General features: G+C 52.7%; 12 protein-coding genes, 1 tRNA gene and 3 rRNA genes. 10 read left to right on the top strand and 6 right to left on the bottom strand.

Features of this window, described 5'->3' with window-relative positions:
- Positions 1-76: 76 nt before the first annotated feature.
- The gene (bamD, locus tag KI228_RS16650) at positions 77-814 is read right to left on the bottom strand and encodes an outer membrane protein assembly factor BamD (protein WP_044255229.1); all 738 of its coding nucleotides are present in this window, start codon (positions 812-814) and stop codon (positions 77-79) included.
- 131 nt (positions 815-945) lie between these two features.
- Here bamD and rluD point away from each other — a divergent pair, with 131 nt between their 5' ends.
- The 9 genes from rluD to KI228_RS16605 all read left to right on the top strand — a co-directional run bounded on the left by rluD (position 946) and on the right by KI228_RS16605 (position 13,171).
- Positions 946-1,926, top strand: coding sequence for a 23S rRNA pseudouridine(1911/1915/1917) synthase RluD (gene rluD, locus KI228_RS16645; protein ID WP_061069710.1), 981 nt, complete (start codon positions 946-948; stop codon positions 1,924-1,926).
- Positions 1,923-2,654 (top strand): purine nucleoside phosphorylase YfiH, encoded by a 732-nt coding sequence (gene yfiH / locus KI228_RS16640; RefSeq protein WP_141227631.1) that lies wholly within the window; start codon positions 1,923-1,925, stop codon positions 2,652-2,654. Before rluD ends, yfiH begins: the two co-directional genes overlap by 4 nt.
- 129 nt (positions 2,655-2,783) lie before the next feature.
- Positions 2,784-5,357 carry an ATP-dependent chaperone ClpB gene (gene clpB, locus KI228_RS16635; protein ID WP_044255236.1) on the top strand — a complete coding sequence of 858 codons (2,574 nt, stop codon included), beginning with the start codon at positions 2,784-2,786 and terminating at the stop codon, positions 5,355-5,357.
- 164 nt (positions 5,358-5,521) lie between these two features.
- Positions 5,522-5,956 (top strand): IS200/IS605 family transposase, encoded by a 435-nt coding sequence (gene tnpA, locus KI228_RS16630; protein WP_061069712.1) that lies wholly within the window; start codon positions 5,522-5,524, stop codon positions 5,954-5,956.
- A 498-nt stretch (positions 5,957-6,454) separates the two neighbouring features.
- Positions 6,455-7,996: ribosomal RNA gene (locus KI228_RS16625) — 16S ribosomal RNA — on the top strand.
- Positions 7,997-8,167: 171 nt separating this feature from the next.
- Positions 8,168-8,243: transfer RNA gene (locus KI228_RS16620), tRNA-Glu, on the top strand.
- A gap of 186 nt (positions 8,244-8,429) precedes the next feature.
- A 23S ribosomal RNA gene (locus tag KI228_RS16615) occupies positions 8,430-11,336 on the top strand.
- 96 nt (positions 11,337-11,432) lie between these two features.
- Positions 11,433-11,548 (top strand): 5S ribosomal RNA (gene rrf / locus KI228_RS16610).
- Together the 16S, 23S and 5S rRNA genes with 1 tRNA gene alongside form the textbook arrangement of a ribosomal RNA operon.
- Before the next feature lie 324 nt (positions 11,549-11,872).
- A complete protein-coding gene (locus KI228_RS16605; RefSeq protein WP_061069713.1) occupies positions 11,873-13,171 on the top strand; it encodes an MFS transporter in 1,299 nt (432 codons plus the stop codon).
- Here the strand turns inward: KI228_RS16605 and KI228_RS16600 are convergent.
- The 5 genes from KI228_RS16600 to trxC form a co-directional block, all read right to left on the bottom strand.
- Complete coding sequence (locus KI228_RS16600; RefSeq protein WP_061069714.1) at positions 13,168-13,494, bottom strand: YfiM family lipoprotein; 327 nt, start codon at positions 13,492-13,494, stop codon at positions 13,168-13,170. The genes KI228_RS16605 and KI228_RS16600 overlap by 4 nt on opposite strands.
- Before the next feature lie 41 nt (positions 13,495-13,535).
- Positions 13,536-14,891: a CDP-diacylglycerol--serine O-phosphatidyltransferase gene (pssA, locus tag KI228_RS16595; RefSeq protein WP_044253171.1), complete on the bottom strand. Its 1,356-nt coding sequence runs from the start codon at positions 14,889-14,891 to the stop codon at positions 13,536-13,538.
- Between the two features lie 113 nt (positions 14,892-15,004).
- Entirely contained in the window at positions 15,005-17,665 is a 2,661-nt protein-coding gene (locus KI228_RS16585) for a bifunctional acetate--CoA ligase family protein/GNAT family N-acetyltransferase (RefSeq protein WP_044253168.1), read from the bottom strand.
- Between the two features lie 35 nt (positions 17,666-17,700).
- The gene (gene tapT, locus KI228_RS16580; protein ID WP_042999706.1) at positions 17,701-18,399 is read right to left on the bottom strand and encodes a tRNA-uridine aminocarboxypropyltransferase; all 699 of its coding nucleotides are present in this window, start codon (positions 18,397-18,399) and stop codon (positions 17,701-17,703) included.
- Positions 18,400-18,467: 68 nt separating this feature from the next.
- The gene (trxC, locus tag KI228_RS16575) at positions 18,468-18,887 is read right to left on the bottom strand and encodes a thioredoxin TrxC (RefSeq protein ID WP_042999707.1); all 420 of its coding nucleotides are present in this window, start codon (positions 18,885-18,887) and stop codon (positions 18,468-18,470) included.
- Positions 18,888-19,093: 206 nt separating this feature from the next.
- Here trxC and KI228_RS16570 point away from each other — a divergent pair, with 206 nt between their 5' ends.
- Complete coding sequence (locus KI228_RS16570; protein WP_044268999.1) at positions 19,094-20,131, top strand: tRNA/rRNA methyltransferase; 1,038 nt, start codon at positions 19,094-19,096, stop codon at positions 20,129-20,131.
- Positions 20,132-20,157: the final 26 nt, after the last annotated feature.

Below are 20,157 nucleotides of genomic sequence, written 5' to 3'. Positions count from 1 at the left end.
AAAGTCATCAGCGCCACGACGCGAAACGGATAAAAAAACGGCAGCTCGCGCTGCCGTTTTTGCATCTGAAAATCGATCAGGTGTTGCTGCTGTTAGCGGCGATAATCTTCGCCACTTTGTCAGCCTGCGCCGTCATCTGCATTTCGCGATAGGCATTTTCCATCAATGGCAGGGCATCACGCGTTGCCTGCGTATCCGGGAAGTCGCGCAGCATACCTTCTACACGGTTAACCACGGCAACCCATGCACCGCGCTGAGTGTAATAATCCGCAACGGAGTACTCATATTTCGCCAGACGATCTTTCAGGAACACCAGACGTTTGGTGGCGTCGGTGGTGTACTGGCTGTTCGGATAACCGCGAACCAGTTTCGAAAAGTCATTGAACGCAGCTCGCGCATGCTGAGGGTCACGGTCGCTACGATCAACACCAAAGAACCCTTGTAATGCGCTGTCATCTAACGCCATATTGGTCAGGCCACGCATATACATGACATAATCAATGTTAGGATGAGTTGGATTCAGGCGGATAAAACGATCGATGGCAGCCTGAGCAAGCGGCAGATCGGCGTTTTTGTAGTAGGCGTAGATGAGATCTAACTGCACCTGCTGAGAATAAGGACCAAATGGATAGCGGTTATCCAACGCTTCCAATTGCGTTATTGCCTGTTTCCAGTTACCGTCCTGCAGCTTTTGCTGAGCAGTCGCGTAGATTTCATTAGGCGGATTATCGGGCACCTCTTCCTTTGAACCAGAGCAACCCGCCAAAAACAGGCTCAACGTGGCTGCTGCCACCAGATATTTCATGCGCGTCATGACGTTTTGACTTTCCTCAAAATGTTTTACGGGAGATTCTCTGTTCCTGCTCCCGGTTAAGACCAGCTACAATAGCACACTATATTAAACGGCAAAGCCGTAAAACCCAACGTTAAACGAAGAAGCTGTATATGGCACAACGAGTACAACTCACCGCAACGGTATCCGAAAATCAACTCGGTCAACGCTTAGATCAAGCTTTGGCCGAAATGTTCCCTGATTATTCGCGATCGCGCATAAAAGATTGGATTCTTGATCGGCGCGTGCTGGTCAACGGTAAACTTTGCGACAAACCAAAAGAAAAAGTGTTAGGCGGAGAACGGATCGCCATCGATGCTGAAATCGATGAAGAAATCCGCTTCGAGCCTCAGGATATCCCACTGGATATCGTTTATGAAGATGATGACATCATTGTTATCAACAAGCCACGCGATCTGGTTGTTCATCCTGGCGCGGGCAACCCGGACGGCACGGTTCTGAATGCATTACTGCATTATTATCCGCCAATTGCTGATGTTCCACGCGCAGGTATTGTCCATCGCCTGGATAAAGACACCACCGGGCTGATGGTGGTTGCGAAAACCGTTCCGGCGCAAACGCGGCTGGTGGAAGCGCTGCAACTGCGTGAGATTACCCGTGAATACGAAGCGGTAGCGATCGGTCATATGACGGCTGGCGGCACGGTGGAAGAACCTATCAGCCGTCACCCGACGAAGCGTACTCATATGGCGGTGCATCCGATGGGTAAACCAGCGGTCACGCACTATCGCATCATGGAACACTTCCGTGTGCACACGCGTCTGCGCTTGCGTCTGGAGACCGGACGTACGCACCAGATCCGCGTGCATATGGCGCATATTACCCATCCGCTGGTGGGCGATCAGGTATACGGTGGCCGTCCGCGTCCGCCGAAAGGCGCGTCGGAGGCATTTATCTCGACATTGCGTAAATTCGACCGTCAAGCGCTACATGCCACCATGCTGCGTCTGTATCACCCGATTTCCGGTATCGAAATGGAATGGCATGCGCCGATCCCACAGGATATGGTAGAACTGATTGACGCGATGCGTGCGGATTTCGAAGAGCATAAGGATGATGTGGCCTGGCTATGAGTGAGCTTATTGTCCCGCAGTGGCCTCTGCCGAACGGTGTGGCGGCCTGCAGTTCGACCCGTACCGGTGGTGTGAGTTTGCCGCCGTATGATGCCTTAAACCTGGGCGCCCACTGTGGCGATAACCCGGAGCATGTCGAAGAGAACCGCAAACGCCTGTTTGCTGCGGGCAATCTGCCTTCAAAACCGGTCTGGCTGGAACAGGTGCATGGAAAAGACGTCCTGAAGCTGACCGGCGAGCCTTACGCCTCTAAACGGGCGGATGCGTCATACAGTAATACGCCGGGTACCGTTTGTGCGGTAATGACGGCAGACTGTCTGCCCGTACTCTTTTGTAATTGGGCAGGAACGGAGGTAGCGGCAGCCCATGCGGGCTGGCGTGGATTATGTGAAGGCGTACTGGAAGAGACGGTGGCCTGCTTTGCTGATAAGCCTGAAAATATTCTTGCCTGGTTAGGCCCGGCGATTGGTCCTGCGGCGTTTGAAGTCGGACCTGAGGTGCGCGAGGCGTTTATCGCCAAAGAGACTAATGCGCATGAAGCCTTTGAGCCTCACGGCGAAAAATATCTGGCGAATATTTATCAGCTTGCCCGTCAGCGCCTGGCAAATGTCGGCGTTGAGCAAATTTATGGCGGCGACCGCTGTACTTTTAGTGAAAATGAGACTTTCTTCTCTTATCGTCGCGACAAGACCACGGGGCGTATGGCAAGTTTTATTTGGCTGATATAACCTAAAGAATCAAGACGATCCGGTACGTGTAATTTTCTTTTCACATAATTCAGGTCAATAACCTTGAATAATTGAGGGATGACCTCATTTAATCTCCAGTAGCAAATTTGACCTGTTATGGGAGGAGTTATGCGTCTGGATCGTCTTACTAACAAATTCCAGCTTGCTCTTGCCGATGCCCAGTCGCTCGCACTGGGGCACGACAACCAATTCATCGAACCTCTTCATTTAATGAGCGCCTTGCTGAATCAGGAAGGGGGATCGGTACGTCCTTTATTAACCTCTGCCGGTATTAATGCCGGACAGTTACGCACCGCCATCGATCAGGCGCTGAGTCGTTTACCGCAGGTGGAAGGCACTGGCGGCGACGTCCAGCCCTCTCAGGATCTGATGCGTGTTCTGAATCTTTGCGACAAGCTGGCGCAAAAGCGAGGGGACAACTTTATTTCGTCAGAACTGTTCGTTCTGGCGGCGCTTGAGTCGCGTGGCACACTGCCCGATTTACTGAAATCGGCTGGCGCAACGACCGCGAATATTACTCAGGCAATTGAACAAATGCGTGGAGGTGAAAGCGTGAACGACCAGGGGGCTGAAGACCAACGTCAGGCCTTGAAAAAATACACTGTCGATCTGACTGAGCGTGCCGAGCAGGGCAAACTTGACCCGGTTATCGGCCGTGATGAAGAGATCCGCCGGACCATTCAGGTTCTGCAGCGTCGTACAAAAAACAACCCGGTGTTAATCGGTGAGCCTGGCGTCGGTAAAACGGCGATTGTTGAAGGACTGGCACAGCGAATCATTAATGGTGAAGTCCCTGAAGGGTTAAAAGGCCGTCGCGTACTGGCGCTGGATATGGGCGCGCTGGTGGCAGGGGCAAAATACCGCGGTGAATTTGAAGAACGCTTAAAAGGCGTACTCAACGATCTTGCCAAACAGGAAGGGAATGTCATCCTGTTTATCGACGAATTGCACACCATGGTGGGCGCAGGTAAAGCGGATGGCGCAATGGATGCCGGGAACATGCTGAAACCGGCGCTGGCGCGTGGGGAACTGCACTGCGTAGGGGCGACTACGCTCGACGAGTATCGGCAGTACATCGAAAAAGATGCGGCGCTGGAACGTCGTTTCCAGAAAGTGTTCGTGGCTGAGCCGTCAGTGGAAGATACCATTGCGATACTGCGTGGTCTGAAAGAACGTTATGAACTGCATCACCATGTGCAGATTACTGACCCGGCAATCGTCGCGGCCGCCACGCTGTCTCATCGTTACATTGCCGATCGCCAGTTGCCGGATAAAGCCATCGACCTGATCGATGAAGCGGCATCCAGCATCCGTATGCAGATTGACTCTAAGCCGGAAGAACTGGACAGACTCGACCGCCGCATTATCCAGCTCAAGCTGGAGCAGCAGGCATTAATGAAAGAGTCTGATGAGGCGAGTAAAAAACGCCTCGATATGCTTAACGAAGAGCTGGATGATAAAGAGCGTCAGTACTCTGAATTAGAAGAAGAGTGGAAAGCGGAAAAAGCGTCGCTCTCCGGAACACAAACGATCAAAGCCGAGCTGGAACAGGCGAAGATTGCTATTGAACAGGCGCGTCGTGTTGGCGATCTGGCGCGGATGTCAGAACTGCAATACGGTAAAATTCCTGAGCTGGAAAAACAGCTGGAAGCCGCGACGCAGTCGGAAGGTAAAACCATGCGTCTGTTGCGTAATAAAGTGACGGATGCGGAAATTGCCGAAGTGCTGGCGCGCTGGACCGGTATTCCGGTCGCGAGAATGCTGGAAGGCGAGCGCGAAAAACTGTTGCGTATGGAGCAAGAGTTACATAGCCGTGTGATCGGTCAGAATGAAGCGGTCGAAGCCGTATCGAATGCGATTCGTCGTAGCCGTGCCGGTCTTGCCGATCCAAACCGCCCGATTGGCTCGTTCCTGTTCCTCGGCCCAACCGGGGTCGGTAAAACCGAGCTGTGTAAGGCGCTGGCAAACTTTATGTTTGACAGTGATGATGCGATGGTGCGGATCGACATGTCCGAGTTTATGGAGAAACACTCCGTATCACGTCTGGTGGGTGCGCCTCCGGGATATGTCGGTTATGAAGAGGGTGGCTACCTGACAGAAGCGGTTCGTCGTCGTCCTTATTCCGTTATTCTGCTTGATGAAGTTGAGAAAGCGCATCCTGATGTGTTCAACATTCTTCTGCAGGTACTGGATGATGGTCGTCTGACCGATGGACAGGGGAGAACGGTCGACTTCCGTAATACGGTGGTCATTATGACCTCTAACCTGGGTTCCGATTTGATTCAGGAACGCTTTGGCGATCTCGACTACAGCCATATGAAAGATCTGGTGTTAGGTGTGGTGAGTCACAACTTCCGCCCGGAATTCATCAACCGTATAGATGAGGTTGTGGTATTCCATCCGTTGGGTGAACAACACATCGCGTCTATTGCGCAGATCCAACTGCAGCGTCTGTACAAACGTCTGGAAGAGCGTGGCTATGAAATCCACATCTCTGATGAAGCGCTGAAACTGCTGAGCGCAAATGGTTATGATCCGGTGTATGGGGCGCGTCCGTTGAAACGTGCAATCCAGCAGCAGATCGAAAACCCGCTGGCGCAGCAAATCCTGTCTGGAGAGTTAATTCCAGGCAAAACGATTCGTCTTGAGGTAAACGACGATCGGATTGTCGCAGTACAGTAATTCTTGATGAAATAATTAATGGGCTCTTCGGAGCCCATTTTTGTTGTCATCCCTAAACCACCTCCTAGGGAGGTGGTGATTGCTCCTGTAAGGCTATAGCCTGAAGAATGCCCATGTCGGAATATCTTTGCTTACTCACCACAAGTAAAAGGAGACAAACCGACATGGGACTTTACAGGAGTTCATCACATGTATATTGGCGTTGCAAATACCACATAGTCTGGACGCCCAAGTACCGATTCAGGATCCTGAAAGATAAGTTGGGTAAGGAGCTGTACAGGACGATCTATATCCTCTATGGAATAAAGGATTGTGAGGTTCTGGAGCTAAATGTTCAGCCCGATCATGTGCATCTGGTCGTCATCATCCCACCGAAGATCTCGATATCAACTCTCATGGGCCATCTAAAAGGACGCAGTGCAATCAGGCTTTATAATCGTTTTCCACATATCAGGAAGAAGCTGTGGGGAAACCATTTTTGGTCCCGAGGCTACTTTGTCGATACGGTGGGAGTGAATGAAGAAATTATCAGACGATATGTGAGGCATCAGGAGAAAACGGAACAAACGCATGAACAGCAAATGGAATTGCTAGGGTAGTCATCGAAAGTTGACAGTAGCCCCCCTTACAGGGGGCATTCTCAAAAGCCACCTTCTCAGAAGGTGGTCTTTTACTTAAAAAACAGGCTAAAATGATGGTTTATAGAGTGGTTTGCCTGGAAAGTGAGCAGTCGATAAGTTTTTTGTATTTTTGACTTGTCAGCCCGAAATAACTCCCTATAATGCGCCTCCACTGACACGGAACAACGGCACGCAAGCCGCCGGGTCAGCAGGGTTCTCCGGTGAAAACCAGTGATGAACACCGACAGAGAAAAGCGAAATAAATGCTTGACTCTGAAGCGGGAAAGCGTATTATGCACACCCCGCGCCGCTGAGAAAAAGCGAAGCGGCACTGCTCTTTAACAATTTATCAGACAATCTGTGTGGGCACTCAGAGTGACATGGATTCTTAACGTCGCAAGACGAAAAATGAATACCAAGTCTCAAAGAGTGAACACGTAATTCATTACGACGTTTAATTCTAAGAGCATCAAACTTAAATTGAAGAGTTTGATCATGGCTCAGATTGAACGCTGGCGGCAGGCCTAACACATGCAAGTCGAACGGTAACAGGAAGCAGCTTGCTGCTTTGCTGACGAGTGGCGGACGGGTGAGTAATGTCTGGGAAACTGCCCGATGGAGGGGGATAACTACTGGAAACGGTAGCTAATACCGCATAATGTCGCAAGACCAAAGAGGGGGACCTTCGGGCCTCTTGCCATCGGATGTGCCCAGATGGGATTAGCTAGTTGGTGAGGTAACGGCTCACCAAGGCGACGATCCCTAGCTGGTCTGAGAGGATGACCAGCCACACTGGAACTGAGACACGGTCCAGACTCCTACGGGAGGCAGCAGTGGGGAATATTGCACAATGGGCGCAAGCCTGATGCAGCCATGCCGCGTGTATGAAGAAGGCCTTCGGGTTGTAAAGTACTTTCAGCGGGGAGGAAGGGGTTAAGGTTAATAACCTTAGCCATTGACGTTACCCGCAGAAGAAGCACCGGCTAACTCCGTGCCAGCAGCCGCGGTAATACGGAGGGTGCAAGCGTTAATCGGAATTACTGGGCGTAAAGCGCACGCAGGCGGTCTGTCAAGTCGGATGTGAAATCCCCGGGCTCAACCTGGGAACTGCATTCGAAACTGGCAGGCTTGAGTCTCGTAGAGGGGGGTAGAATTCCAGGTGTAGCGGTGAAATGCGTAGAGATCTGGAGGAATACCGGTGGCGAAGGCGGCCCCCTGGACGAAGACTGACGCTCAGGTGCGAAAGCGTGGGGAGCAAACAGGATTAGATACCCTGGTAGTCCACGCCGTAAACGATGTCTATTTGGAGGTTGTGCCCTTGAGGCGTGGCTTCCGGAGCTAACGCGTTAAATAGACCGCCTGGGGAGTACGGCCGCAAGGTTAAAACTCAAATGAATTGACGGGGGCCCGCACAAGCGGTGGAGCATGTGGTTTAATTCGATGCAACGCGAAGAACCTTACCTGGTCTTGACATCCACAGAACTTGGCAGAGATGCCTTGGTGCCTTCGGGAACTGTGAGACAGGTGCTGCATGGCTGTCGTCAGCTCGTGTTGTGAAATGTTGGGTTAAGTCCCGCAACGAGCGCAACCCTTATCCTTTGTTGCCAGCGGTCCGGCCGGGAACTCAAAGGAGACTGCCAGTGATAAACTGGAGGAAGGTGGGGATGACGTCAAGTCATCATGGCCCTTACGACCAGGGCTACACACGTGCTACAATGGCATATACAAAGAGAAGCGACCTCGCGAGAGCAAGCGGACCTCATAAAGTATGTCGTAGTCCGGATTGGAGTCTGCAACTCGACTCCATGAAGTCGGAATCGCTAGTAATCGTGGATCAGAATGCCACGGTGAATACGTTCCCGGGCCTTGTACACACCGCCCGTCACACCATGGGAGTGGGTTGCAAAAGAAGTAGGTAGCTTAACCTTCGGGAGGGCGCTTACCACTTTGTGATTCATGACTGGGGTGAAGTCGTAACAAGGTAACCGTAGGGGAACCTGCGGTTGGATCACCTCCTTACCTTAAAGAACCTGCCTTTGTAGTGCCCACACAGATTGTCTGATGAAAAGTAAAAAGCAAGGCGTTTACGCGTTGGGAGTGAGGCTGAACAGAATAAGGCCGCTCGCTTTCTATTGATGAAAGCTCACCCTATACGAAAATATCACGCAGCGCGTGATAAGCAATTTTCGTGTCCCCTTCGTCTAGAGGCCCAGGACACCGCCCTTTCACGGCGGTAACAGGGGTTCGAATCCCCTAGGGGACGCCACTTGCTGGTTTGTGTGAGTGAAAGTCGCCGGCCTTTGTATCTCAAAACTGACTCAGCGAGTCATGTTTGAGATATTTGCTCTTTAAAAATCTGGATCAAGCTGAAAATTGAAACGACACACTGTTAATGGTGTGTTCGAGTCTCTCAAATTTTCGCAATCAGAGGTGAAACATCTTCGGGTTGTGAGGTTAAGCGACTAAGCGTACACGGTGGATGCCCTGGCAGTCAGAGGCGATGAAGGACGTGCTAATCTGCGAAAAGCGTCGGTAAGGTGATATGAACCGTTATAACCGGCGATGTCCGAATGGGGAAACCCAGTGCAATTCGTTGCACTATCGTTAACTGAATCCATAGGTTAACGAGGCGAACCGGGGGAACTGAAACATCTAAGTACCCCGAGGAAAAGAAATCAACCGAGATTCCCCCAGTAGCGGCGAGCGAACGGGGAGCAGCCCAGAGCCTGAATCAGCATGTGTGGTAGTGGAACGGTCTGGAAAGGCCGGCGATACAGGGTGACAGCCCCGTACACAAAATTGCATGTGTTGTGAGCTCGATGAGTAGGGCGGGACACGTGGTATCCTGTCTGAATATGGGGGGACCATCCTCCAAGGCTAAATACTCCTGACTGACCGATAGTGAACCAGTACCGTGAGGGAAAGGCGAAAAGAACCCCGGCGAGGGGAGTGAAAAAGAACCTGAAACCGTGTACGTACAAGCAGTGGGAGCCTCTTTAATGGGGTGACTGCGTACCTTTTGTATAATGGGTCAGCGACTTATATTCTGTAGCAAGGTTAACCGAATAGGGGAGCCGAAGGGAAACCGAGTCTTAACTGGGCGTTAAGTTGCAGGGTATAGACCCGAAACCCGGTGATCTAGCCATGGGCAGGTTGAAGGTTGGGTAACACTAACTGGAGGACCGAACCGACTAATGTTGAAAAATTAGCGGATGACTTGTGGCTGGGGGTGAAAGGCCAATCAAACCGGGAGATAGCTGGTTCTCCCCGAAAGCTATTTAGGTAGCGCCTCGTGAATTCATCTCCGGGGGTAGAGCACTGTTTCGGCTAGGGGGCCATCCCGGCTTACCAACCCGATGCAAACTGCGAATACCGGAGAATGTTATCACGGGAGACACACGGCGGGTGCTAACGTCCGTCGTGAAGAGGGAAACAACCCAGACCGCCAGCTAAGGTCCCAAAGTCATGGTTAAGTGGGAAACGATGTGGGAAGGCTCAGACAGCCAGGATGTTGGCTTAGAAGCAGCCATCATTTAAAGAAAGCGTAATAGCTCACTGGTCGAGTCGGCCTGCGCGGAAGATGTAACGGGGCTAAACCATGCACCGAAGCTGCGGCAGCGACACTAAGTGTTGTTGGGTAGGGGAGCGTTCTGTAAGCCTGTGAAGGTGTGCTGTGAGGCATGCTGGAGGTATCAGAAGTGCGAATGCTGACATAAGTAACGATAAAGCGGGTGAAAAGCCCGCTCGCCGGAAGACCAAGGGTTCCTGTCCAACGTTAATCGGGGCAGGGTGAGTCGACCCCTAAGGCGAGGCCGAAAGGCGTAGTCGATGGGAAACAGGTTAATATTCCTGTACCAGGTGTTACTGCGAAGGGGGGACGGAGAAGGCTATGTTGGCCGGGCGACGGTTGTCCCGGTTTAAGCGTGTAGGTGTGTGTTCCAGGTAAATCCGGTTCACTTTAACACTGAGGCGTGATGACGAGGCACTACGGTGCTGAAGTGACAAATGCCCTGCTTCCAGGAAAAGCCTCTAAGCATCAGGTAACATCAGATCGTACCCCAAACCGACACAGGTGGTCAGGTAGAGAATACCAAGGCGCTTGAGAGAACTCGGGTGAAGGAACTAGGCAAAATGGTGCCGTAACTTCGGGAGAAGGCACGCTGATATGTAGGTGAAGCGATTTACTCGTGGAGCTGAAATCAGTCGAAGATACCAGCTGGCTGCAACTGTTTATTAAAAACACAGCACTGTGCAAACACGAAAGTGGACGTATACGGTGTGACGCCTGCCCGGTGCCGGAAGGTTAATTGATGGGGTTATCCGTAAGGAGAAGCTCTTGATCGAAGCCCCGGTAAACGGCGGCCGTAACTATAACGGTCCTAAGGTAGCGAAATTCCTTGTCGGGTAAGTTCCGACCTGCACGAATGGCGTAATGATGGCCAGGCTGTCTCCACCCGAGACTCAGTGAAATTGAACTCGCTGTGAAGATGCAGTGTACCCGCGGCAAGACGGAAAGACCCCGTGAACCTTTACTATAGCTTGACACTGAACACTGGTCCTTGATGTGTAGGATAGGTGGGAGGCTTTGAAGCGCGGACGCCAGTTCGTGTGGAGCCGTCCTTGAAATACCACCCTTTAATGGCTGGTGTTCTAACGTGGGCCCGTAATCCGGGTTGCGGACAGTGTCTGGTGGGTAGTTTGACTGGGGCGGTCTCCTCCTAAAGAGTAACGGAGGAGCACGAAGGTTAGCTAATCCTGGTCGGACATCAGGAGGTTAGTGCAAAGGCATAAGCTAGCTTGACTGCGAGCGTGACGGCGCGAGCAGGTGCGAAAGCAGGTCTTAGTGATCCGGTGGTTCTGAATGGAAGGGCCATCGCTCAACGGATAAAAGGTACTCCGGGGATAACAGGCTGATACCGCCCAAGAGTTCATATCGACGGCGGTGTTTGGCACCTCGATGTCGGCTCATCACATCCTGGGGCTGAAGTAGGTCCCAAGGGTATGGCTGTTCGCCATTTAAAGTGGTACGCGAGCTGGGTTTAGAACGTCGTGAGACAGTTCGGTCCCTATCTGCCGTGGGCGCTGGAGAATTGAGGGGGGCTGCTCCTAGTACGAGAGGACCGGAGTGGACGCATCACTGGTGTTCGGGTTGTCATGCCAATGGCACTGCCCGGTAGCTAAATGCGGAAGAGATAAGTGCTGAAAGCATCTAAGCACGAAACTTGCCCCGAGATGAGTTCTCCCTGACCCTTTAAGGGTCCTGAAGGAACGTTGAAGACGACGACGTTGATAGGCCGGGTGTGTAAGCGCAGCGATGCGTTGAGCTAACCGGTACTAATGAACCGTGAGGCTTAACCTTACAACGCCGAAGCTGTTTTGGCGGATTGAGAGAAAATTTTCAGCGTGATTACAGATTAGATTAACCGGCGAAAGGCGGGTTAATAAACAGAATTTGCCTGGCGGCTGTAGCGCGGTGGTCCCACCTGACCCCATGCCGAACTCAGAAGTGAAACGCCGTAGCGCCGATGGTAGTGTGGGGTCTCCCCATGCGAGAGTAGGGAACTGCCAGGCATCAATTAAGTGAAGAGCCCATCCTGACGGATGGGCTTTTTGCGTTTCTGCGCTGCAAATTTGGAGTGTGGCTTTGCCTTATCCGGCCTGCTGTCAGGGCGAGGCTCCGTGGTTAACGGACACGACCGTCCAGAATAGTCGAACCTCTGCGCGCGCCGTCACGATGAATCTCATCAACTGATCCCTGCGCTTACTCCTAAATTCTTTCCCTGCTAATTAAAACCGCGATCGCTGTCACACAACAACATATAACAATTATATAACATTTCATTTACTAAAAAAGACAGCAAACACAACCGGATCTTTGGCAGGAGTACAACTTTAATGACTGAAAGCAGTGTAACTGCGAACGGGTCACTGACTGATAGTGATACCCGTCGTCGCATATGGGCAATTGTAGGCGCGTCATCCGGAAATCTGGTTGAATGGTTTGATTTCTATGTCTACTCGTTTTGCTCGCTCTATTTTGCCCACATCTTCTTTCCTTCCGGAAACACGACAACGCAGCTACTACAAACCGCAGGCGTTTTTGCGGCCGGGTTTTTAATGCGTCCGATTGGTGGTTGGCTATTCGGTCGTATCGCCGATAAACATGGTCGTAAAAAATCCATGCTATTGTCCGTTTGTATGATGTGTCTGGGATCGCTGGTGATCGCCTGCCTGCCAGCTTATGAAACCATTGGAACCTGGGCTCCGGCGCTGTTACTGCTGGCGCGTTTGTTCCAGGGATTATCTGTTGGTGGGGAGTATGGCACCAGCGCGACCTACATGAGTGAAGTTGCTGTCGAGGGCCGTAAGGGGTTTTACGCCTCTTTCCAGTACGTCACACTTATCGGTGGTCAACTGTTGGCGCTGCTGGTTGTGGTTGTCTTACAACAGACTATGGAAGATTCAGCCCTCAGAGAGTGGGGCTGGCGTATTCCTTTCGCATTAGGCGCAGTACTGGCGGTTGTGGCGCTCTGGTTACGTCGTCAACTGGATGAAACATCAAAGCAGGAAACGCGTGCGCTGAAAGAGGCGGGCTCGCTGAAAGGGTTATGGCGTAACCGTAGAGCGTTCATCATGGTGCTCGGGTTCACCGCGGCGGGATCGCTGTGCTTCTATACCTTCACCACCTATATGCAAAAGTATCTGGTAAACACCACAGGTATGCATGCCAATGTGGCAAGCGGCATTATGACGGCGGCGCTATTTGTTTATATGCTTGTGCAGCCGCTGTTTGGTGCGTTGTCAGATAAAATTGGCCGACGTACCTCCATGCTGTGTTTCGGCGCGCTGGCAACCCTGTTTACTGTCCCCATTTTGACCGCGCTTCAGAATGTGACTTCGCCGTATGCAGCATTTGGTCTGGTAATGTGCGCGCTGCTGATCGTCAGTTTCTACACCTCGATCAGCGGTATATTGAAAGCTGAAATGTTCCCGGCACAGGTTCGTGCATTAGGAGTGGGGCTTTCTTATGCCGTGGCGAATGCTCTGTTTGGTGGTTCGGCGGAATATGTGGCGCTGTCGCTGAAGTCTGTCGGTATGGAAACGTCGTTCTTCTGGTATGTTACCGTTATGTCGATCGTCGCATTTTTGGTTTCGCTGACGTTGCATCGTAAAGGGAAAGGTCTGCGCCTCTAGTGATGCGCCATTTGCCAGAGTGTATAGCCGGTCGTTGCACCGGCGACATCCCAGGCAAAGTCTTTCCAGCTCCAGCCGCTCCCTGCGGGGCGGCTATCCCAAAGCTCCTTTGACGCCCCCAGACTGACCGAGAACATAAACCCTATCATCGCACTGTGATCGCGGCTGATTCCCTGATGTTGCGCGTACTCATTACCTGCGGCTGAGAGCATCGCGGAAGCAATAAAGTGCTGTGCTTTGTCCTGCCCACTCCAGCTATCCTGCGCCATATGGCTACAGCCTGACAGAATAAAGGCGCTCAGAAGAAAAATAACGTGCACCATGCCCCCATAGAAAAAACCCCGTTCAGGACGGGGTTTCACTTTTACAGAATACGGCTTATCAGCCTGTCGATTCGAATACGACGTAATCGACGGATCAGTTTGCGAACTTTTACCGGGTAATCGGCAATGCTCTGCAAGTCACGATAGTGTTTAACGACCGTGGTATGCGTACGAATTAGCGCCAGCTCTTTCTCGCGCTGTGCAGCCAGCTCTTGCTTAGGATCGTGGATCAGGATTGCATTTTCCAGATCCAGACGCCAGGCGCGCGGGTTGAGGTTGTTCCCGGTCAGCAGCATCCACTTGTCATCGATCCACATCCCTTTGAGATGGTAGGTATTGTCGTCATCTTTCCACAAGCGAACGACCAGTTGATCGGTATTGACGTAATACTGCAAACGACTCAGGAAACGACGCAGGTTAATCTCATAGAGATAGGGCAATGCGCCAATTATCTTAAATGGTTCATTTTCCGGGATATAAAAATCGTTGGCGGTTTTATCCCCCACAATGATCTCAACTTTCTTCCCTTCGCGCAGCAGTTGAATGATGTTGCGAACAAGAATTGCTGGCAGGTTGAAATAGGGGGTGCAAATCGTGAGCTTATGCTCCGCACAGGGCATAAGGTGGAAAATGGTTTTGTTCAGCAGGCTGGATTTCCCCAGACCGACCAATGGCGTCACGGACAGCTGTTCATTATCGGCATCGCCCTGGAAGTGATAAGCCGCGTCACGAAGCTCCTGGCGGTATAAACGAATGTCGTTTTTAATCTCCGGGCTTTTCGGACGCTGGGTATTATCCAGACGATTTACGCCACGACCGTTCATCAGGTTCTGGGTCACCCACTCGAACATGATGTCTGCCATTCTGGCGTTGCGGATTAGCTGATAGCGGTCATAGCGATATTTATCGTGCTGATGCAGATAGACATCGTTAAGACTGGCGCCGCTGTACAGGACGCTATCATCAATGATAAAGCCTTTAAAGTGCAGCACGCCAAGGGCTTCGCGGGTATTGATCGGCACACCGTATACCGGCACATCGACACCCGGATTTTCATGCGCCATTCGGCAATACCAGTCGGCGTTGGTATTGGATGCTGCCGCGCCAATACGTCCACGCTGCGCACGATGCCAGTCGACGAGTACCCGAACATCCAACTCAGGACGCTGCCGTTTCGCCTCGTAAAGCGCGCTAAGAATGCCTTTGCCACCGTCATCCTGTTCCAGATACAGGGCAATAATGCAAATGCGCTGCTTCGCGCTGGCTATCTTTTCCAGCAGGGTCTCCCTGAACCTGGCGGGAGCATAAAAGAAATCGACATCATCAACTGATTGAGAAATCTTAGGTAGTTGGGCAAGGTGTTGTTGATGTTTATTACGCTTAAATTTTGACAACATCACAGTGCATTTCTTCTCTGTTCATTGAAGGGTCCTCTGTGCTATGCAGACGACATAAGCGGGCAATGATAACACCGTCCCCGTTAAAGTGGTCAACATTTCCAGTACCTTACTCACGATTCCTCGGGCGGAGCCAGATCCAGCGACAGCCCGACGATTCCCTCTTCGAGCTGGATATCCACGCTAAACCCAAGCTTACGCGCCAGCGCGACCATGCCACGATTATTTGGCATCGTAATACCATTCAGCCTTCTCAGTCCGTGATCTCGTGTATAGGTAATCAATTTTTCCAGCAATCGACGACCCAATCCTAACCCTTTGAGATCGGAACGAACCAGTACGGCAAATTCCGCATCAATATTATCCGGATCGGAGATCGCTCGCGTCACTCCCAGGATCTCTTCCGTTCGTTCTACGCGCCTCACCGCAACAAACGCCATTTCCCGATCGTAGTCGATTTGCGTCATGTTGGCTAAATCTTCATGAGTAAATTCATTGATCTCGCTGAAATAGCGGTAATAAAGATCTTCTTTGGTGACCTGGGAAATAAACTGCTGAAGCTGGGGTTCATCTTCTGGCAGGATAGGACGGAACAGACATTGCTCGCCATTTTTCATCTCCACCCACTCTTCCAGTTGATGCGGATAGGGGCGAATGGCAAGACGACTTTCGTTATCGCCCTCGAATGGGGCGATATCCAGCGTGACATCCAGGGCGGTAAACTCACCGGCGGAGGCCAGCAGCGGGTGAATATCCAGACGCTGGATCTCCGGGCAGTCGACAATCAGGTTTGAGACCTGAACCAGCAACTGACTTAACCCCGCGACATCCAACGGGCGCAGCGCACTGCGGCCACGGATCTTTTTATTCTTGATCGCCTGAATCACTAAATAACGCGCCAGGTTCATGTTTAGCGGCGGTAATGCCACCACGGCCTGCTCTTCAGGCCGCCACTCAACGCCGCCTTCACCCAACATGATCAATGGGCCAAATACGGGATCGTGCTCAACCACCACGCGCAGTTCCTGCGCTCCCGCACGGTTCGCCATACTTTGCACCAGCAGACCGTGGATCCGCGCCTGTGGCCAGGTCATTTTCACACGATCAATAATTGCATTGGCTGCCTGTTGAACTTCGTTTGCCGTACGCAGGTAGAGCATTACGCCCTGAACTTCAGATTTGTGCGGGATGTCCGGTGAACGCAGCTTCAGCGCGACCGGGTAGCCAATCTGTTCTGCAATATGGACGGCCTCGATGCTGTCGCCGGCAATCCAGGTCGGGAGCGTATGTAATCCATAAGCCTGCAGGATCGGCTGAACCTCATGGGTATCGAGTGAGGTTGCTCCATCGGCAATCGCCTGCTGAAGCAGATCATGCGCCTGGGCCGTGTTGGAGGTCAGATTGCTGGGCAGGGCTGGCGTTTCACGCAGCTGTTTCTGGTTGCGCCGGTATTCGACCATATGCATAAATGCAGTGATCGTCCCTTCCGGAGTACGATAGGTAGGGAGTCCGGCTTCACTGAACAGTCTACGGGCTTCCTGAGAGGAAAACTCGCCACACCAGTTGGTCAATAGCGAGACAAATTTTCCACGCGGGTGGTGCTTAACGGTTCCAATCAGCGTTTGTGCACACTCAGTGGCGGGGGCGGCGGCACTGGGGGAGTGAATCACCATCAGTGCGTCAAAGTCCTGGCTGGCGAGCAGAATGTCCAGCGTTCGGGTGTAATGTTCAATGCTGGCATCGTCACGCAGGTCCAGTGGGTTGGCGATCTCGACATGGGCAGGCAGAGCATCGCGCAGTTTCTGGCTGGTCTCTTCACTCAGCATGGCGAGCTTGCCGTTGCGGGACCAAAGTTGATCAAGCGCAAGCGCCGCAGGCGCGGCACCGTTACTGATGATCATCAGCCTGTCACCGCGCAGAGGACGCATATGGCTGAGCGTTTCCACTGCGGAAAAGAGCTCATGGGTATCTTTCACGCGCAGCAAACCGGCGCGCTGGATGGCGGCATCCCAGGCCGGATCCATTCCGGCGCTGGTATGCAATAACCGCTGCGCTGCCGGGCTGCGACCGCTCTTAATCACCAGAATGGGTTTGTTGCGCGCGGCGCTACGGGCGGCGGATACAAAGTGCCGGGCATCGCTGAGATGTTCGAGATAAAGCAAAATAGCGCTGGTTTTGCTGTCACGCGCCAGATAATCCAGCAGCTCATCGACATCAATATCCAGGCTGTCGCCGAGGGCAATGAAATAGGAAAAGCCCATTTCCCGCTGCTGTGCCCAGTCGAGAATGGTATTGGAAACCGCAGCGGACTGAGAAATAAAGGCCAGTTTGCCGCGCTTAATCGGGACCGGCGAGAAGCTGGCATTCAACCCCTGCCAGGGTGCCAGCAGGCCAAGACTGTTAGGGCCGAGCAGACGCATGTTGTAGCGTTGCGCACAGGTTAGCAGTTCCGCATGTTGCGCGCCAGGGGCCGAGAGAATAATGCAGGTTTTACAGCCTTTTTCCCCAAGCGCTTCCAGCAAGGCCAGATTACGGCTGGCATTGGTACACAGCACGGCAAGGTCGGGGGTGAAGGGCAGACTGGCAATATCGGGCCAGGCCAGGACGCCCAGAACGGCTTTCCAGGCAGGGGTTACCGGCAAAACGGGACCGTTAAATCCTCCTGCCAGCAGATTGCGCATCATCAGATATCCCGCCCGATTGGGCTTCATCGATGCCCCGATCACCGCGATCGATTTTGGTCGCAGAAGTGCTTCCAGTCCTCGCTGACTCATACCGGTTTCCCTTACACAGAAGTGACCGAATGATTCTAAACGCTTTCTGCTGATTCTGCTGTGATGCTTCCCTGATGTTGGGTTTTTCCCGCGAGGTAGCGCGTTTTAAAACGGGTAAAGTGCTCGCCGAGGCTGCTTGCTGCATCTGTATCACCGGCCAGATCCAACAGCGCAATGGCGACTTCAGCGGTACAGTACTGCCCTTCGGCATGGACTTCACGCAGGTGATAGGCCGACAACCGCGACAGATCCACCGAGATCACGGGGAGAGAGTCGAGATACGGGCTTTTACGGAACATCTTACGCGCTTCCGGCCAGGTGCCGTCGAGCATAATAAACAGCGGAGGCTTACCTGTCGGTGGAGTGGAAATCACCACACGTTCAGCATCGGCATAGGAGGCGGGGAACACTACCATCGGCTGATACGTCGGGTTTTTCACCAGATCCAGCAAGGCCTGCGGTGGTTCTGTCCGCGACCACTGAAACGCGGCAGTATCCGGTAAAATATCGGCGATCAGACGCCCGGTATTGCTCGGTTTCATCGGTTCAGTATCAAACATCACCAGACAAAAACGGCTCGTTGCCTGAGAAGGCGACAGCGTCGCGCACAGGCAAAGTTTCAGCGGCAGCAAGCAGCGCTGGCAGCGACGAATACGATTGCCTCGGGCGAGAAAAGGGCGAGTGGCGCGCGCCAGACGTTCAGCGCGAAGCGTGAGAACAGCGTTTTCAGTCATAGAGAATGCGTTGAAAAACGCTATTGTCGCAGAGGTGAAAACGGGGCACAAGATGCGCCCCGCAGAGTTTACAGTGACTCGTTCAGCCAACTATCAAATGGCGCTTTGGGAACCGCGCCGTTCAGCATGTCGACAACCTGACCGTTTTTGAAGATCATAATGGTGGGAATACTACGGATACCAAAGCGTGCACTGAGCTCTCGTTCCGCTTCCGTGTTGATCTTCACGAAGCGAACTTTGCCGCTGCGTTCTTCGGCAACATCTTCAAAGATCGGGGCGAAGTTACGGCATGGGCCGCACCATGGTGCCCAGAAATCGATTACGACGGGCAGATCGTCTTTGAGCAGTTTATCCAGTGTTTCACCGGTCGCATTGATCACCTCCCCGTCGAACAGGTCGTGACCACAGCGTCCGCATTTTGCCGCATCCTCAACCCGATCGTCGGGAATGCGGTTGATGGCCTGGCAGCTGGTACAAACGGTATTCATAACTAACCTCTGGATGCGTCGGGGTATTGAACGGCAGAGACGCCGGTATGTTTCTAATATGTTACATATTATCGATGAGACTGTTTTAAACGACAATCTGTTTTATTCAATGAGTACAATAGTCATAAGCTTTTAAATGAAATAATGGCTAACCTGGCGCACATCGGGTAATCTGCGCGCTTCGCGCAGCGCTGGTGGAGAAAAGCATGAACGATGAATTGAAAAACAAAAGCGGCAAGGTCAAAGTGATGTATGTCCGCAGTGATGATGATTCTGATAAACGTACCCATAACCCGCGTACCGGGAAAGGTGGCGGGCGTCCAGGAAAATCTCGTGCCGACGGTGGCCGTCGCCCCGCCCGCGATGAAAGAACCCCTCAGAACCGCGATCGCAAGCGTGAAGACTCACCGTGGCGGACCGTGTCCCGCGCGCCGGGTGATGAAACGCCTGAAAAAGCCGATCACGGTGGTATCAGCGGTAAAAGCTTTATCGATCCTGAAGTCTTGCGTCGTCAACGTGCAGAAGAGACCCGCGTTTACGGTGAAAATGCCTGTCAGGCCCTGTTCCAGAGTCGTCCGGACGCGATTGTCCGCGCCTGGTTCATTCAGAGCGTCACGCCGCGCTTCAAAGAAGCATTACGCTGGATGGCGGCAAACCGCAAAGCGTACCATGTGGTTGATGAAGCGGAACTGGCGAAAGCTTCAGGTACCGAACATCACGGCGGTGTCTGCTTCCTGATTAAAAAACGTAACGGCACGACGGTGAAACAGTGGGTAAGCCAGGCGGGCGCGCAGGACTGTGTGTTAGCGCTGGAAGCTATTTCTAACCCGCACAACCTCGGTGGCATGATGCGTAGCTGCGCGCACTTCGGTGTGAAAGGCGTAGTGGTGCAGGATGCGGCGCTGCTGGAGTCCGGTGCGGCGATTCGTACTGCAGAAGGTGGTGCCGAACACGTTCAGCCGATTACCGGCGACAGCATCGTTGATGTGTTGGATGATTTCCGTCAGGCGGGTTACACCGTGGTGACAACGTCCAGCGAACGCGGTAAGCCGCTGTTTAAAACTGAACTGCCAGAGAAAATCGTCCTGGTGTTAGGTCAGGACGTTGACGGTTTGCCGGATGCGGCGCGCGATGCCAGCGATCTGTGCGTTAAAATCGACGGTACGGGGAATGTTGAAAGCCTGAACGTCTCGGTGGCAACCGGTGTGCTGCTTGCCGAATGGTGGCGTCAGAACAAAGCCTGATGGAAAAATGCCAGCGATTCGCTGGC

Origin of the sequence: Citrobacter amalonaticus (assembly GCF_018323885.1) — a bacterium.
In the GTDB taxonomy this organism is placed as follows: domain Bacteria; phylum Pseudomonadota; class Gammaproteobacteria; order Enterobacterales; family Enterobacteriaceae; genus Citrobacter_A; species Citrobacter_A amalonaticus.
Note: the sequence above shows the minus strand (reverse complement) of the source record. Positions and strands in the feature narration are given on the sequence as shown.

Bases quoted from the DNA above. Each gene is read 5' to 3' on its own strand.
- bamD (WP_044255229.1), bottom strand. From the start codon at position 814: ATGACGCGCATGAAATATCTGGTGGCAGCAGCCACGTTGAGCCTGTTT.
- rluD (WP_061069710.1), top strand. From the start codon at position 946: ATGGCACAACGAGTACAACTCACCGCAACGGTATCCGAAAATCAACTC.
- yfiH (WP_141227631.1), top strand. From the start codon at position 1,923: ATGAGTGAGCTTATTGTCCCGCAGTGGCCTCTGCCGAACGGTGTGGCG.
- clpB (WP_044255236.1), top strand. From the start codon at position 2,784: ATGCGTCTGGATCGTCTTACTAACAAATTCCAGCTTGCTCTTGCCGAT.
- tnpA (WP_061069712.1), top strand. From the start codon at position 5,522: ATGGGACTTTACAGGAGTTCATCACATGTATATTGGCGTTGCAAATAC.
- KI228_RS16605 (WP_061069713.1), top strand. From the start codon at position 11,873: ATGACTGAAAGCAGTGTAACTGCGAACGGGTCACTGACTGATAGTGAT.
- KI228_RS16600 (WP_061069714.1), bottom strand. From the start codon at position 13,494: ATGGTGCACGTTATTTTTCTTCTGAGCGCCTTTATTCTGTCAGGCTGT.
- pssA (WP_044253171.1), bottom strand. From the start codon at position 14,891: ATGTTGTCAAAATTTAAGCGTAATAAACATCAACAACACCTTGCCCAA.
- KI228_RS16585 (WP_044253168.1), bottom strand. From the start codon at position 17,665: ATGAGTCAGCGAGGACTGGAAGCACTTCTGCGACCAAAATCGATCGCG.
- tapT (WP_042999706.1), bottom strand. From the start codon at position 18,399: ATGACTGAAAACGCTGTTCTCACGCTTCGCGCTGAACGTCTGGCGCGC.
- trxC (WP_042999707.1), bottom strand. From the start codon at position 18,887: ATGAATACCGTTTGTACCAGCTGCCAGGCCATCAACCGCATTCCCGAC.
- KI228_RS16570 (WP_044268999.1), top strand. From the start codon at position 19,094: ATGAACGATGAATTGAAAAACAAAAGCGGCAAGGTCAAAGTGATGTAT.